The 14,414-nt window shown below is 69.5% G+C and carries 16 protein-coding genes; 7 read left to right on the top strand and 9 right to left on the bottom strand.

From position 1 onward, the window contains the following. Positions 1 to 21 precede the first annotated feature (21 nt). Both E0H75_RS25700 and E0H75_RS25695 read left to right on the top strand, forming a co-directional pair. On the top strand, positions 22 to 726 hold the full coding sequence (locus E0H75_RS25700; protein ID WP_131516220.1) for a DUF4190 domain-containing protein: 705 nt from the start codon (positions 22 to 24) through the stop codon (positions 724 to 726). Positions 727 to 750: 24 nt separating this feature from the next. After that, the gene (locus tag E0H75_RS25695) at positions 751 to 1,449 is read left to right on the top strand and encodes a DUF4190 domain-containing protein (protein ID WP_131516219.1); all 699 of its coding nucleotides are present in this window, start codon (positions 751 to 753) and stop codon (positions 1,447 to 1,449) included. A 1-nt stretch (position 1,450) separates the two neighbouring features. Here E0H75_RS25695 and E0H75_RS25690 read toward each other — a convergent pair whose 3' ends face one another. The 3 genes from E0H75_RS25690 to E0H75_RS25680 are packed head-to-tail and all read right to left on the bottom strand — an operon-like array spanning position 1,451 to position 4,500. Next, on the bottom strand, positions 1,451 to 1,813 hold the full coding sequence (locus E0H75_RS25690) for a DUF4190 domain-containing protein (RefSeq protein ID WP_238163273.1): 363 nt from the start codon (positions 1,811 to 1,813) through the stop codon (positions 1,451 to 1,453). A 54-nt stretch (positions 1,814 to 1,867) separates the two neighbouring features. Next, positions 1,868 to 3,217 carry a M16 family metallopeptidase gene (locus E0H75_RS25685; protein ID WP_131516217.1) on the bottom strand — a complete coding sequence of 450 codons (1,350 nt, stop codon included), beginning with the start codon at positions 3,215 to 3,217 and terminating at the stop codon, positions 1,868 to 1,870. After that, positions 3,214 to 4,500 (bottom strand): M16 family metallopeptidase, encoded by a 1,287-nt coding sequence (locus tag E0H75_RS25680; protein WP_131516216.1) that lies wholly within the window; start codon positions 4,498 to 4,500, stop codon positions 3,214 to 3,216. Before E0H75_RS25680 ends, E0H75_RS25685 begins: the two co-directional genes overlap by 4 nt. Positions 4,501 to 4,604: 104 nt before the next feature. On the opposite strand from E0H75_RS25680, the gene E0H75_RS25675 reads away from it, so the two are divergent. Both E0H75_RS25675 and E0H75_RS25670 read left to right on the top strand, forming a co-directional pair. Next, the gene (locus E0H75_RS25675; RefSeq protein WP_202873175.1) at positions 4,605 to 4,961 is read left to right on the top strand and encodes a YciI family protein; all 357 of its coding nucleotides are present in this window, start codon (positions 4,605 to 4,607) and stop codon (positions 4,959 to 4,961) included. Beyond that, on the top strand, positions 4,954 to 6,171 hold the full coding sequence (locus tag E0H75_RS25670; RefSeq protein ID WP_131516215.1) for an RNA polymerase sigma factor: 1,218 nt from the start codon (positions 4,954 to 4,956) through the stop codon (positions 6,169 to 6,171). Before E0H75_RS25675 ends, E0H75_RS25670 begins: the two co-directional genes overlap by 8 nt. On the opposite strand, the gene hisN is transcribed toward E0H75_RS25670, so the two are convergent. Beyond that, a complete protein-coding gene (gene hisN, locus E0H75_RS25665) occupies positions 6,155 to 6,934 on the bottom strand; it encodes a histidinol-phosphatase (protein WP_131516214.1) in 780 nt (259 codons plus the stop codon). The two genes, E0H75_RS25670 and hisN, sit on opposite strands and share 17 nt — an antisense overlap. A 201-nt stretch (positions 6,935 to 7,135) precedes the next feature. Here hisN and E0H75_RS25660 point away from each other — a divergent pair, with 201 nt between their 5' ends. Next, complete coding sequence (locus E0H75_RS25660; RefSeq protein WP_131516213.1) at positions 7,136 to 7,630, top strand: DUF2231 domain-containing protein; 495 nt, start codon at positions 7,136 to 7,138, stop codon at positions 7,628 to 7,630. Here the strand turns inward: E0H75_RS25660 and rsgA are convergent. The 5 genes from rsgA to E0H75_RS25635 form a co-directional block, all read right to left on the bottom strand. After that, positions 7,623 to 8,624: a ribosome small subunit-dependent GTPase A gene (gene rsgA, locus E0H75_RS25655; protein WP_131516622.1), complete on the bottom strand. Its 1,002-nt coding sequence runs from the start codon at positions 8,622 to 8,624 to the stop codon at positions 7,623 to 7,625. The two genes, E0H75_RS25660 and rsgA, sit on opposite strands and share 8 nt — an antisense overlap. Beyond that, positions 8,624 to 9,895 (bottom strand): 3-phosphoshikimate 1-carboxyvinyltransferase, encoded by a 1,272-nt coding sequence (gene aroA / locus E0H75_RS25650; RefSeq protein ID WP_131516212.1) that lies wholly within the window; start codon positions 9,893 to 9,895, stop codon positions 8,624 to 8,626. The genes rsgA and aroA overlap by 1 nt, the downstream gene beginning before the upstream one ends. A 77-nt stretch (positions 9,896 to 9,972) precedes the next feature. After that, entirely contained in the window at positions 9,973 to 11,136 is a 1,164-nt protein-coding gene (locus E0H75_RS43200) for a hypothetical protein (protein ID WP_165554032.1), read from the bottom strand. Between the two features lie 25 nt (positions 11,137 to 11,161). Next, complete coding sequence (locus tag E0H75_RS25640; protein WP_131516211.1) at positions 11,162 to 11,740, bottom strand: DoxX family protein; 579 nt, start codon at positions 11,738 to 11,740, stop codon at positions 11,162 to 11,164. A gap of 60 nt (positions 11,741 to 11,800) precedes the next feature. Then, entirely contained in the window at positions 11,801 to 12,529 is a 729-nt protein-coding gene (locus E0H75_RS25635) for a DsbA family oxidoreductase (protein WP_131516210.1), read from the bottom strand. Positions 12,530 to 12,599: 70 nt separating this feature from the next. Between E0H75_RS25635 and E0H75_RS25630 the strand changes: the two genes are divergently transcribed. Then, a complete protein-coding gene (locus E0H75_RS25630; RefSeq protein ID WP_131516209.1) occupies positions 12,600 to 13,445 on the top strand; it encodes an aminoglycoside phosphotransferase family protein in 846 nt (281 codons plus the stop codon). A 129-nt stretch (positions 13,446 to 13,574) separates the two neighbouring features. Further along, on the top strand, positions 13,575 to 14,243 hold the full coding sequence (locus tag E0H75_RS25625; protein ID WP_131516208.1) for a DUF4097 family beta strand repeat-containing protein: 669 nt from the start codon (positions 13,575 to 13,577) through the stop codon (positions 14,241 to 14,243). Positions 14,244 to 14,414: the final 171 nt, after the last annotated feature.

Genomic DNA, 14,414 nt, shown 5'->3' with positions numbered 1-14,414 from the left:
CACACACTCCTGGGGGGAGACGTGAGTTATCCGCAAGAGCCGAAGTTCCCGGAGTACGCCGCCCGTCCGCAAACCGGCGGCGCGAAGCGGGACCGCGGCGCGCGGCGCAAGCGTGGCGGCGACGGACCGTTGCCGAACATGCGGCCGATCGAAGGGCTGCCACCGGGTGGAAGCAGCACGTTGGCGATGGTGGCCCTGGTCTTCGGGTGCCTCGGTGCTGTCCTGATCAGCATCCCGATGGCGATCGCCTCGCTGGTCCGGATCGCGGGTCGTAACCAGACCGGGAAGGGGAAGGCGATCGCCGCCTTGGCGGTCTCCGGGCTGTGGATCGTTGGCCTCGTGGTGTGGGTTGGCGCGACCGACAGCGACGAGTCGGATCGGGACTTGGCGGCGGGGCAGGTGACGACGTCTCAGGCCACGCGACCGCAGGAGCTCAAGGTCGGCGACTGCGTGGCGAAGCTGGAGGAAGGGGCTGTCAGGCAGGTCACTGTGACGCCGTGCGATCAGCCGAACGGAGGGCGGGTGTTCGCCCTGTTCGTCTTGCCGGCGGGACCGTGGCCGGGGCAGGAGCCAGTCCGGCAGCAGGTGAGGAACGGCTGCTGGGATCGGTGGTCCGCTTCGAGGGAGCAGGCCGAGCAGCCGTCGAACATCTTCGTCCTGGGACCGACTGAGCAGACCTGGCGGTTGGGGGACCGCGGCGTCACCTGCCTGCTCACACCGCAGTAGGAACAACACCTTCCTGGGGGAAGCATGAGTCATCCGAAGTTCCCGGAATACAGCGCCCGGCCCCCGGCCGAGACCCCGGAATCCGGCCCGCCACCGCGCGACCAGCGCGCCACGTCGGAGCCCGGCCCGCCGCCGTTCCCGAACATGCCGCCGGTCTCGGCGGGGCTCAGGCCGACCAACAGGAAGGCAGTGCTGTCGCTCGTCCTCGCCATCGTCGGGCTTGTCCCGGTCAGCATCCCGCTCGGGATCAAGGCGATGGACCAGGCGAGGAAGCGCGGCGAGCAGGGCGCGCGGATCGCGATCACCGGGTTCGTGATCGCTGCCGTCTGGATGTCTGTCGACCTGAAGATCCTCAATCATTTCCTGGACCGGATCGATCCGGACTCAGCGGCGCACACGGCGCGAGAGCCGGTGACGCCGGGGAGCAAGCTCGAGGTCGGGGACTGTGTCGGGGAGCTGCCGCAGGGGGAGATCAAGGACGTTGCCGTGAAGCCGTGTGACCAGCCCAACGGCGGCCGGGTGTTCGCTCGGTTCGCGATGCCGGACGGTTCGTGGCTCGGCGACGAGGTGATGCGGAAGCCGGCGGAGGCGGGATGCTGGAATCGGTGGATCGCCTCGAAGGAACAGGTCAACACGCCGTCGCGCGTCTTTGTCGTCCGGCCGAGTCAGGACTCCTGGCAGAAGGGCGACCGGACTGTCACCTGCCTGCTGGTGGGGCAGTGAGTCAGGCGGCGGCCAAGAGCACGATGACCATGACCACGAGGAACAGCAGGCCGACGGCCAGGAGGGCGGTGCCGATCATGCCGCAGATCTGGCCGGCCTGGGCCATGCCGCGGTTGTTGTAGACGCCCGGCGAGGCGTCGATCTCGGCGAGGGCCTGGTTGCCGAGCCACCAGGCCACCGGCGAGAGGAACACGAAGCCGGTGCACAGCGCGATTGCGCCGAGGACGAGCGAGACGGTGGCCTGCGAGTGGTCCTGCAGGATGCCGTACGCCGGCCGGTCCGGGAAGCCGGGCTGGACCGGGTACGCCGGCCAGAACGTGTGCGTGCGGTCCGTCGCGTCGGTGGGACGTTCGGCGAACGACATCATCGTGCTCCTCTACTCAGGGCCAGACGCTGAGCAGAGGAGCAACGGATGTCCTCAGCTCACGTCGATCAGTTCACCCAGGTCCAGCTCCGCGAGCTGGGGACGAACTTCCTTGGCTTCCCCTACGACGACGACCAGTAGCCCGTCGGTTCCCACATACCGCCGGTACGCCTCGGAGGCTTCGGCCGCGGTGGTGGCGGCGATCTGGGTCAGGTAGGTGTCGGCGAAGTCGATCGGTACGCCGTTCGCGATGTTGCTGCCGACCTGCTGGGCCACGGAATCGGCCTGCTCGTACCGCAGCGGGGCGGTCCGGATCAGGCTGTCCTTCGCCTCCTGGACCTCCTGCTCGGTCAGCCCGTCGCGGGCCTCGCGCAGGATCCGCAGTGCGTCACCGATCGCGGCACCGGTCACCTCGGTGCGTACGGCGCCGCCGAGGCTGAAGGTCCCACCCTTGCGGGGCGCCGCGAAGCTGGTCCGCGTGCCGTAGGTGTAGCCCTTCTCCTCGCGCAGCACGGTGTCCACCCGGGAGGTGATCGTGCCGCCGACGACGTGGTTCGCGACTGCGGCCGCGCCCCACGCGGGGTCGCGACGGTCCGGTCCGGCGCAGCCGATGAGCAACTGGCTCTGCACCGATCCCGGCCGGTCGACCAGCACGACCCGGTTGCCCACGAGGTACAGCGGCTCGGGCGTATCCAGCGCAGTACCGGCGGTCGACGTCCAGCCGCCGAAGGCCTCGTCGATGATGCCGGCCACGTCGACGCCGGTCGCGTCTCCCGCGAACAGCATCTGCGCGCGCTCCGGGCCGATGTTGCGCCGGTAGAAGTCGGCGACCTGCGCGTTGGTCAGCGGGCGGATCGTGTCCGGGGTGCCGGCGGTCGGCCGGGACCGTCGCGTCGACGGGTCGAACAGGTGGCCCGAGAAGGCCTCGCGGGCCCGGTAGCCGGCGTTGGCTCGCTCCTGGTTGATCTCGCCGAGCCGGATCGTCACGTGCCGGCCGACGTCGGCCTGGTTGAACGCGGGCCGGGTGACCGCCTCCGCGAGCAGCTGCACCGCCGGCGCCAGGTGCGACACCGGGACCGAGATCTCCACGTGCAAGGCGTCCGAGCTGACATCCACGCCGTACGCCGCTCCGTGCCGCTCGAGGGCGGCCGCGAACTCGTTGGCCGAGCGCAGTTCGGTGCCCTCGTCGAGGGTGCGGGACATGATCGTGGCGACGCCCTCGAGCTCTCGCGGTTCCGCGAGCAGCGGCATCGCGATCGTCACGCGGACGGTGGCGACGTACTGGCCAGGGCGATCGAAGACGTGCACCGGGGAACCGGAGCTGGTCGTCGTCGTGGTGGCCTCGGGGAACTTCCACGGGCGCGGCGCACCGACGGCCGGTGGGGTGGTCAGAACCTGGTTCATGCCTGCTCTCCTGCGTTCTCCGACCGGCGGTAAGCGACCTCCACACGTCCGGCGGCGCGGATCCACTGCGCCGCGGCCGCCTGCACCTGCTCCACTGTCACCGCACGGACTTGATCGATGCGGGTGTTGATCCGGTTCGGATCGCCGAACAGCAGCGCGTGGTGGGAGATCTCGTCGGCCCGGCCGGCGCACGTGGACAGCTGCTCCAGCCAGTCCCGCTCCGCCTGTGCCTGCACGGTCGCCAGCTCGTCCTCGGTGACGCCCTCCTCGGCGAGCTTCTCGACCTCCTCGAGCAGCGCGTCCTCGACCTTCTGCAGGTCCACGCCGTCAGAGGCGATGCCGGTCAGCGTGCCGAACGACACACCGCCGATCAGCGGCAGCGCGCCGCCCGAGACCGACTGCGCGATCTGCTCGTCGCGGACCAGCCTCCGGTTCAGCCGGCCGCTCTGCCCGGCGGCGAGGACGTCGAGCGCGAGCCCGGCCGCGTCCAGCTCCGGCGTGCCGTCCATGGGCAGCCGGAACATCATCGTGACCAGGTCGGACGGTACGTCGGAGACAACGTCGTCGCGGTGTACTTCGGTGAGCGGGCCGATCGTGCCGTCCGGCGCGGCCGGCGGCTGCGGGATGGCCGGCAGGTGACCGAAGTACCGCTTGGCGGCGTCGAACGCGTCCTCGACCGAGACGTCGCCGACGATCGTCAGGACGGCGTTGTTCGGGCCGTAGTACTTGCGGAAGAACGCGTGTACATCCTCGACCGACGCCGCGTCCAGGTCGGCCATCGAGCCGATCGTCATGTGCGCGTACGGGTGGTCCGCGGGGAAGGCGAGCCGGACCAGCCGCTCGTACGAGTCGCCGTACGGGCGGTTGTCGTAGCTCTGCCGCTTCTCCTCCTTGACCACGTCGCGCTGGTTGTCCAGGTTCTCCTGGTTGACCGCGTCGAGCAGGTAGCCCATCCGGTCCGCCTCGAGCCACAGGGCCAGGTCCAGCCCGCCGCTCGGCAGTGACTCGAAGTAGTTCGTCCGGTCGAAGAACGTGCTCGCGTTCAGACTGGCGCCGGCGTTCTCCAGCAGGCTGAAGTGCTGACCGGAGGCGACGTTGCGCGATCCCTGGAACATCAGGTGCTCGAACAGGTGCGCGAACCCGGTCAGCCCCTCCGGCTCGTGGCGCGATCCGACGTCGTACCAGAGGTTCACCGCGACGATCGGGACGGCGCGGTCCGAGCTGACGACGACGCGTAAGCCGTTGTCCAGCGTCTGCTCCGCGATGGGGTAGGTCAAGGGCATGCCGCCACCCTACGTGGTCCGGAAATTCTCCGCCGGTCGTGTCGATCCGGGCCGGGGTCGCGCATCGAAGTGGTGAATGCTGGAACCGACAGACGATGAGAGAGGTGACATCAGTGGGCAAGTACCTGGTGATGATCTACGACGACGAGGCCAAGTGGGCGGCGGCCGGCCCGCCGGCGGAGCAGGCGAACCACCTGCGGCACCAGGAGTTCGCCGCGGCCAACTCGGCGGCGCTGCGTGGCGGTGCACAGCTGGGGGAGAGCAGTACGGCGACGTCGATCCGCCGCGACGGCAACGGCGGGTTCGTGGTCACCGACGGGACGTTCGCCGAGACCAAAGAGGTGATGGGCGGCTACTACCTGATCGAGGCCGCTGACCTGGACGAGGCGCTGGAGATCGCCAAGCAGGTGCCGTCGCCGATGGGTGGGGTCGAGGTGCGACCCATCGTCAACGGTGGCTGACACCGTCGCCGAGGCTGTGGCGAAGGCCCACGAACGCGAGTGGGCCTTCGTCCTGGCCGCCACGGCCCGGGTGGCGGCCGACCTGGACCTGGCCGAGGACTGTGTGCAGGACGCGTACGCCAAGGCGCTGGTGCACTGGCGGGATCAAGGAGTGCCGGCGCGACCGGGAGCGTGGCTGACAACGGTGGCCACGCGGCGTGCGCTCGAGCAGCGGCGGCATGCGGACGTCGTACGGCGGAAGCTGCCGCTACTGATGCCGGATCCGGTCGAGGACTCCGACGGAGTGTTCCCGGACGACCGGCTGCGACTGGTGTTCACGTGCTGCCACCCGGCGCTCGCGCAGGAGGCGCAGATCGCGCTCACGCTGCGGCTGGTCTGCGGATTGTCGTCGGCGGAGATCGCCAAGGCGTTCTTGGTGAAGGAGGCCACCATGCAGGCGCGGATCACCCGCGCGAAGCACAAGATCTCCCGGTCCGGGATCCCGTACCGGATCCCGCGGCCGGCCGATCTCCCGGAGCGCATCGACACCGTGCTGGACGTCGTACATCTCGTCTACACCGCCGGGCACACGGCGGCGGACGGTGACGAGCTCGCCAGGCCGGATCTGGCGCGGCGAGGGCTTGACCTGGCGCGGATGGTGCGGCTGCTGCTGCCGGACAGCGGCGAGGCGACGGCGCTGCTCGCACTGCTGTTGCTGACACAGGCGCGACAGGCGGCCCGGGTTGATGCCGCCGGGCAGTTGGTGCTGATGGAGGACCAGGATCGGGCGGTCTGGGACCGAGAGCTGATCGCTGAGGGACTGACCCTGGTCCATGAAGCGCTGGGGTGGCCGGTGGGGCGGTTCGGGCTGATGGCGGCCATCGCCGCGGTGCATGCGGAGGCCGAGCGCTGGGAGGACACGGACTGGCCCGAAATCCTCGGCCTGTACGACCTGCTGCTGGCGTGCTGGCCGTCACCGGTGATCGCGCTGAACCGTGTCGTCGCGCTCAGCTACGTCGATGGTCCGCAGGCGGCGTTGCGGGTACTCCGTTCGCTCGCCGACGATCCGGCGCTGGCGACCTATCCGTACCTCGCATCCACGCGGGCCGAGCTGTTGCGCCGTACCGGGAACTGGACGGAGGCGGTCGCGGCGTACGAGGAGGCGCTGGCGTTCACGAGCAACGCGGTGGAGGCCGAGTTCCTGCAGCGGAGGCTCACTCGAGGCGCTTGAGGACCTCGTCGTGCAGGCGGCCGTTGGTGGCGATGGCGTTCGCGCCGTTCGGGCCGGGGGTGCCGTCGACCGAGGTGAACTTGCCGCCGGCCTCGTCGACGATGATCGCCAGCGCGGCCATGTCGTACAGGTTGAGCTCGGGCTCCGCGGCGATGTCGACCGCGCCTTCGGCGACCAGCATGTACGACCAGAAGTCGCCGTACGCGCGGGTCCGCCAGCAGGACTCCATCAGCTCGGCCCACTGGTTCTTCTTGCCGATCTTCTCCCAGCCCTTGAGCGAGGCGTACGACAGCGACGCGTCCTCGATCCGGCTCACGTCGCTGACCCGGCACGGCTGCGCGGACATCAGTGCGCGGCCGGTCCAGGCTCCATCGCCGTACGACGCCCACCAGCGCTTGCCCAGCGCCGGGGCGGACACCACTCCGACGACCACCTGGTCCTCGATCATCAGGCTGATCAGCGTCGCCCAGACCGGGACGCCACGGATGTAGTTCTTGGTGCCGTCGATCGGGTCGACCACCCAGCGCCGTACGCCCCAGCCGGTGGTGCCTTCCTCCTCGCCCACGAACGCGTCCCGCGGCCGGGCCCGGGCCAGCGTCTTGCGCATCACGTCCTCGACCCTGCTGTCGGACTCGCTCACCGGAGACAGATCCGGCTTGGTGGCCACGTGCAGGTCGAGCGCCTTGTAGCGGTCCATCGTGGTCGAGTCCGCGTCGTCGGCCAGGATGTGGGCGAGCCGCAGGTCATCCGTGTGCGAAGGCATGCCGGAAGGCTAGCCCGTTCCCCCGCTCAGCGCGCGAGTGACTCGTCAAGAAAGTGGAGGTCACGAGCTCGCGGAGGGTGGCTCTGCGGGCCCTGGTGTTGATAAACGTTGCGGATCGGTTGCGACGCGAATTGAACCTAATCGGTTGATTGAACGTGCAGTTAGTGTCTGACCACGTTCTATGACTGCCAGGAGGCGTCAATGTTCGAACGCTTCGGGGACCTGCCGCTCCACGTGCTTGTGATCCACCTGGCCGTGGTCGCGCTGCCGATCGCTGCCCTGACCCTGATCGTCTTCGCGGTGGTGCCGCAGTGGCGGTGGTTCCTGCGCTGGCCGGCGTTGATCCTGGGGCTCGGGGCGCTGGTGTGCGCGTTCGTGGCGAAGAAGAGCGGAGAGGCGTTCGTCGTCGCCGTCCCGTCGCTGGAGCAACCGGTCAAGCTGCACGAACAGCGCGGAGATCTGCTGTTCTGGTTCTGCCTGGCCTTCGCGGTGATCGCGGTGATCGCCGTGCTGGTGCTGAGCGGGCCGTCCTCGCTGGCCAGCGGAAAGGGTGCCAAGGCAACCAAGAGCCGCCCGCTGGAGCTGCTCACCAGCGCCGCCGTCGTGGTCATCGGCGTACTGGTCATCTACCAGACCATCCGCACCGGCGACGCCGGCGCCAAGGCCGTCTGGACCGGCCAGCTTCCGCCTAAGTAACGTCCTGCTCCGGCACGGCCTGGGCGCGGCCTTCGCGGCTGGCCAGGAGGCGGCGGAACGACGCTACTCGGTCGGGGTCGAGGCGGCCTTCGGCGACAGCTTCGTCGAGGCCGCAGTCGGGGGCGGACTCGGTATGGGTGCAGCCTCGCGGACAGGACTCGGTGACCTCGGCCAGGTCGGGGAAGGCGTCGATCAGTTTGTCCGGGTCGACGTGGGCCAGGCCGAAGGAACGGATGCCGGGCGTATCGATCAGCCAGCCGCCGTCAGGCAGCCGGAGGACCAGCGCATTCGTCGAGGTGTGACGCCCGCGGCCGGTGACCTCGTTGACGACGCCGATCGCACGGTCGGCACCAGGGATCAGCCCGTTGACCAGCGTCGACTTGCCGACGCCGGAGTGGCCGACCAGGACACTGATCCGGTCCTGGAGTTGTTCACGCAGCTCAGTCAGGTCGCCACCTTGCTGCGTGGCCACCGACTCGACGCCGAGCGGCCGGTAGATCGACAGCAGCGGATCCGGGTCGGCGAGGTCGGTCTTCGTCAGACACAGCAGCGGCCGCATCCCCGCGTCGTACGCCGCGACCAGGAAGCGATCGATCAGACCGGTCCGCGGCTCCGGGTTCGCGACGGCGACGACGATGACGAGTTGGTCCGCGTTCGCCACCAGCGGCCGCTCGACCGGGTCGTCGTCATCGGCCGACCGGCGCAGCAGCGTCGTTCGGGGGAGAACCTCGACGATCCGGGCCAGCGTTCCTTCGTCACCGCTCGCGTCTCCGGCGAGCTTGACGCGGTCGCCGACGATCACGCCCTTGCGGCCGAGCTGTCGCGCCTTCATCGCGGTCACCTGCCGGTCGTCGACCCAGAGCGTGTAGCGGCCGCGGTCGCGCGTGATCACGATGCCGGTGACGGCGTCGTCGTACGAGGGGCGGTCCTTGGTCCGCGGCCGGGTCCGGCGCTTCGGCCGGTCGTACCGGGCCTCCTCGTCGTACCGCGACATCAGCGCGTGAGCCCCGACCACATGTCGGGGAACTCCGGCAGCGTCTTCGCCGTGGTTCCGATGTTCTCGATCTCCAGTCCGTCCACGAGCAGGCCGAGTACGGCGGCGGCGTGGGCCATCCGGTGGTCGTTGTAGGTCCCGAAAAGCCCACCCTGCAAGCGTTTCGGGCGGATCTCCAGCCCATCGGCCGTCTGCGTCACGTCCCCACCGAGCGCGTTGAACTCGTGCTCGAGCGCCGCCAGCCGGTCCGTCTCGTGGTTCCGCAGATGCGCGATACCCCGCAGGTACGACGGTCCTTCCGCAAACGCAGCCACCGCAGCGATGACCGGGCTGAGCTCACCAACCTCGCTCAGGTCGAGGTCGACAGCCTGCACCCGGCCGGTGCCGCGGACCGTCAGTCCGTCTGCGGTGCGAGTCACCTCGGCACCGAAGCGGGTGAAGATGTCGCCGAGTTGACCCCCGGGTTGCGTGGTCTGCTCCGGCCAGCCGGTCACGGTGACCTCGCCGGCGGTGAGGACCGCCGCGGCCAGGAACGGCGCCGCGTTGGACAGGTCCGGCTCGATCGTGGTGTCCAGTGCCCGAATGGGGCCGGGGGCAACGACCCAGCGGTTCGGTTCGCTGTCGTCGACCTGGACGCCGCGCTCGCGCAGCATCGCCACCGACATGTCCAGGTGCGGCTGCGACGGCACTGGCTTCCCGTCGTGCCGGATGTCGACGCCCTCGTCGTACCGGGCTCCGGCGAGCAGCAGAGCCGAGACGAACTGACTCGAGTCGGAGGCGTCCAGCGTGACCTTGCCGCCGCGGACCGAGCCCGCGCCGGACACGGAGTACGGCATCCGGCCGGTGCCTTGGTCGTCGATCCGGACGCCGAGCGTGCGCAGGGCGTCGAGGATGACGCCCATCGGGCGCTCGCGCGCGTACGGGTCGCCGTCGAACTCGACCACGCCGTCGGCCAGCGCGGCCACGGGCGGGACGAAGCGCATCACGGTGCCGGCGAGGCCGCAGTCGACGGTCGCCGGACCCTTGAGCGAGCCCGGGGTCACGGTCACGACCGGGCCGTTGTCCGCGATACCGACACCGAGTGAGACCAGTGCGGCGCGCATCAGCGCGGTGTCGCGGGCGGCGAGCAGACCGGTCAGGTGCGACGGGCCATCGGCGAGCGCCGCGAGAATGAGGGCACGGTTGCTGATCGACTTCGATCCGGGCACCGTGACCCGGCCGCTGACCGGTCCCTGGGCCATCGGTGCCGGCCAGCCCTGCTGCGTGCTCATCCCACTCCCTACGCTCGGAACTCCTGCCCTGAGCCTAGGGCATCGCCGCTAGACGAGCTTCCAGCCTTCCGGGAGGGTCAGCGACAGCGTGTTCGCACTCCGGCCGAGGACCATCGGCGGCAGGGTCTTCGGGAAGGTGTAGTTGACCACCTGGATCGTGGTGCGCTTGACCGCCGGCTCGCCGTTGCCGGCCGGGGTGTCGATGCCCTCTGGAACGCCGCGACCGGGAGCAGCGTCTTGGTGTCGAGGTAATACACCATGTGGATGCCCTCGGTCAGGTTGAACGGGTTCGACCACGGCCACGTCACCGGGTCCAGGCCGGCGTCGCGGAACGCCCACATCGAGATCGCCGAACCCCAGTAGTTCTTGTCGGCCAGCGTGATCGGCTTGAAGTCCACGACCTGGCGGACGTACGTCGTGCCGCCGGCCGACAGCAGGATGGGCTTGGCGACGTTCACATAGCCCTTGTACGTGCGCAGCTTCGCGAGCACCTGGTCGGCCTGGTCCACGGTCAGCCCGCTGGAGAAGACGCCGTCACCGGCGCCCATGAACGGCTTCTTCGTGCAGGTGTTGCTGGTGAAGGTGCTCTGCTCCCACTTCTTGCTGTAGTTCGACCAGTGCATCTCCTTGGTCCCCAGGCAGGCGATGTTGGTCGGCTCGTCGTCGGTGGGGCCGGTGAGGATGGTCTGGAAGTAGTAGAACTTGTCGGTCGTGTGGTCGATCGCGATGTCGGTGATGGGGAACAGCTGGCGGGACGCGAACTTCTGCGGGTCGCCGAACATGCTCGACTTCACCCGGCCGATCGGTGCGGTCATCTGGCGCTTGACGACACTCTCGTAGAACGTCGCCGGATCGACCTCAGCGAGGGACTGCGCCGTGACGGACTGGCCGGGCTGGAGGTTCTTGCCCTTCGGCTCCGAGGTTCCGCTGTCGCCGATGCCGTGGCCGGCGTCGTTGTCGTCGCCGGAGGTGGCGCGCCAGGCGAGGATGCCGGCCGGGACGCCGATCGCGAGCAGTACGGCGCCGACCACGACGGCGCCAACCACGATCCAGACCGCACGGCGCTTCCGCGGCGGCTCCGGCTGCCCGTAGAACCCCTGCTGCGGGTACAGCGGCTGCTGTCCAGGGAACTGCTGCTGCGGGGGTGGCCCGGCATACGGCTGCTGTGGTGGTTGCTGGGACACCGGCTGCCAACTGCGGCCGTCCCACCACCACTGGCCGTCGTCACTGTACGTAGGCACGGCTCCAGAATATGAGGCCGTGAGGTCAGCCGAGGTTCAGTTCTGCCTTCGCGATTCTGGCTGCCTGCTTGGCCTCACGGGCCAGCTGCTTCGCCTCCCGCTTGGCGGCCTTCGCGCCGCGCTTGGTCTCCCGCTTCGCCGCCCGCGCCCCGTGCGTGGCGCGCCAGGCGACGCCCGGCTTGCCCTCGGTGTCGACCGCCGCGAGCAGCAGACCGCCGAACAGACCCAGGTTCTTCATGAACTGGATCCGCTGCGCGCTCCGGGCGTCCTTGTCCTTGACCTGCCAGAACGGGTGTCCGGCGACCGTCACCGGGATCAGCGTGGTGGCCAGCACCGCGGCCCCCGCCCGCCGTCCCTTCCCGCTTGCCAGCGCGAGACCGCCGAGCACCTGGACGACGCCATTCAGCCGGACCAGGTTCACCGTGGTCTCGGGGATGCGGTCGGCGATCTGCGCCGGCGCGACGTTCTTCACCATCGGCACCAAGCGGTCTGTCACCGGCTGGGCCTTGGGCACCAGCGGCTCGGGGTTGCGGATCGAGTTCACACCCTGCGCGACGAAGATCATCGAGAGCAGTGGCCTGGCCAGTGCACGCACGACAGTCATGCCTCCTTCATACACCACGTTCTGTACGTCGCCCGGTACCCAAGGCTCATCCGTTCAGACTCAGATCGGGCAACCATCCGGACCGCAGGCAGCGTCGTCGGTGCCGGCGCCCGGGGCGGTGATCAGCGTCACCGGCTTGCGGTCCGCGTTCGCCCGGCGCAGCGCCTCCTGGAACACCTCGACCGGCTGCGCACCGCTGACGCCGTACTTCTCGTCGATCACGAAGAACGGCACCCCGTTCGCGCCGTACGCGAGTGCCTGAGCCTGGTCATCGGCGACGTCCTCGGCGTACGTCGTACTCGCCAGCACCTCGCGGACGCGGTCGGACGGGAGGCCGACCTCCTCGGCGAGCTGCGCGAGCGTCGCGTGGTCGCCGACCGGGAGCCCGTCGGTGAAGTACGCCTTGAGCAGCCGCTCCTTGAGGCGGTCCTGCGTGTCGGCGGGCACCTCACCGGCGGCCATCAGGTCCCGGGCCAGGTGCAGGACGCGGTGCGCGTCGACGGTGTTCGCGGACTTGGCCTGGTCGAGGTTGTACTCCAGGCCGGCCTCGGCGGCCACCTCGGTCACGTGGGCGTTGGCCTGCACACCCCACGCGCGGTCGCGACCGTACTTCTCACCCAGCCGGGTGGGCAGGTCGCGGGGGTCGTCGCTGGACGCGGACGGGTCGAGCTGGAAGCTGTGCCAGACGATCTCGGCCTTGTCGCCGCTGTCCTCGAGCGCCTGCTCCAACCGCCGCTTGCCGATGTAGCACCACGGGCAGATGACGTCGGACCACACATCGATACGCATACTCGGGCCAACTCACCGTGATCGGCGGTCTATTCCCAACCAGATCCGAGTGTGATGCGTCCGACGCTGCATGGACGAACAACTGGTGCGTGCATTGCTGCAGGATCAGCATCCGGATCTGGCCGAACTGGAGCTCCGGGAGGTGGTCGGCGGCTGGGGCAACCAGATGTGGCGGCTGGGAGACGACCTGGCGGTCCGGATGCCACGGACCGAGGGCGCGCCGGAGTTGCTGGTGAAGGAGCACCGCTGGCTCCCCGGCCTCGCCGCCCGCCTTCCGCTTCCCGTCCCCATCCCGGTCCACCTCGGCGAACCGTCCGACCGCTTCTCCGACACGTGGCTGATCACCACCTGGGTCCACGGCGAACCCGCGGACCACGCACCGATCACGGATCCGAAAGCGGCCGACGTACTGGTCGACTTCCTGCAGGCGCTGCACACCGAAGCGCCGGCCGATGCGCCGGTCAATGACCGGACCGGTCTGCCGCAGGGACCGATGAGCTCCGACGAGATCCGGGCGTACGCCGGGCGTAGCGACGAGATCCGTGCGGTCTGGGAGGACGCGATCGCGGCGCCGGCGTGGGACGGACCACCGGTGTGGCTGCACGGTGACCTGCACCCGGCCAACGTGGTCGTTGCCGACGGCACCCTTGCCGGCGTCGTGGACTTCGGTGAAATCTGCGCCGGCGACCCGGCGAACGACCTCGCAGCCGCCTGGATCCTGCTCCCGGCCGGGGCCGCGGACCGGTTCTTCGAGCGCTACCAGCCGGACGAGGCAACGGTACGCCGGGCTCGCGGCTGGGCCGTGGTCCGGGCGATGTTCCTGATCGCGATGGGAATCAACGGCGACAAGGGCCTCCCGGGCGGCAAAGCACACTGGGGCCCGATCGGTCGAGCGGCCCTCGATCGGCTGCTGTGATCGTCGACCTGTTCAGTTGCTGACAGCGGCTCATCCGTCGTGTCAGCACGGTGGCCGTCCAGTGTCAGGGCTGTCTTCGAAGCTGGTCTCATCAACAGCTCGTCACCAGCGCATCAGGAAGGCAAGACCATGCCGAACTTCAACACCCCCGAGCCGATCTCCGCAGTCCTCGACATCCCGGCCGGACGCATCCGGTTCGTCGCCGCCGACCGGGCCGACACCGCCGTCGAGATCTTGCCGGCGAACGCCTCGAAGGGCCGCGACGTCAAGGCGGCGGAGGAGGCCGAGGTCGAGTACGCCGCCGGCGTCCTGCGGATCGAGGTCCCGGCCAAGAACCAGTACTTCGGGGCTTCCGGCTCCGTTGCGGTGACCGTCCACCTGCCCGCGGGTTCCCAGGTCGAGGTGAAGGCGGCCAGCGCCGAACTCCGAGCCGCCGGACGGTTGGGCGACGTCGCGGTCACCAGTGCGCACGGCTCGATCGACCTCGAGGACGTCGCGAGCGCCCGCCTGAACACCGTCGCCGGTGACGTCTCCGTCGGCCGCCTCAACGGCCCCGCGGAGATTCGCACCAGCAAGGGCGACATCCGGATCGCCGAGGCCGTGAGCGGTGCGCTCGTACTGCGCACCGACGTCGGCCAGGTGGAGGTCGGTGCCGCGGCCGGAGTCTCGGCCACCCTGGATGCCGGCACCACCACCGGCCGGATCAACAACGCGCTCAAGAACGCCGAAGGCGACGCCGCCCCGCTCACCATCCGCGCGACCACCACCGTCGGCGACATCGTCGCCCGCAGTCTCTGACCGCGCCCTGAGCCCGACATGGCCCGCACGCCACGGTGGCGTGCGGGCCGTCGGAGCAAGCCATGCCGCTCGGGTTGCTCGACTGTGGCGGCCAGCAACGCCGACTTGCCGATACCGGGCTCGCCGGAAACGACAGCGAGCGAGGACTGCCCCTCAGCGGCTGCGCGCAGC

The organism is Kribbella capetownensis, assembly GCF_004331485.1.
Lineage (GTDB): Bacteria > Actinomycetota > Actinomycetes > Propionibacteriales > Kribbellaceae > Kribbella > Kribbella capetownensis.
The sequence above is the reverse complement of the archived record's forward strand: the minus strand, read 5'-3'. Positions and strand labels throughout refer to the sequence as shown.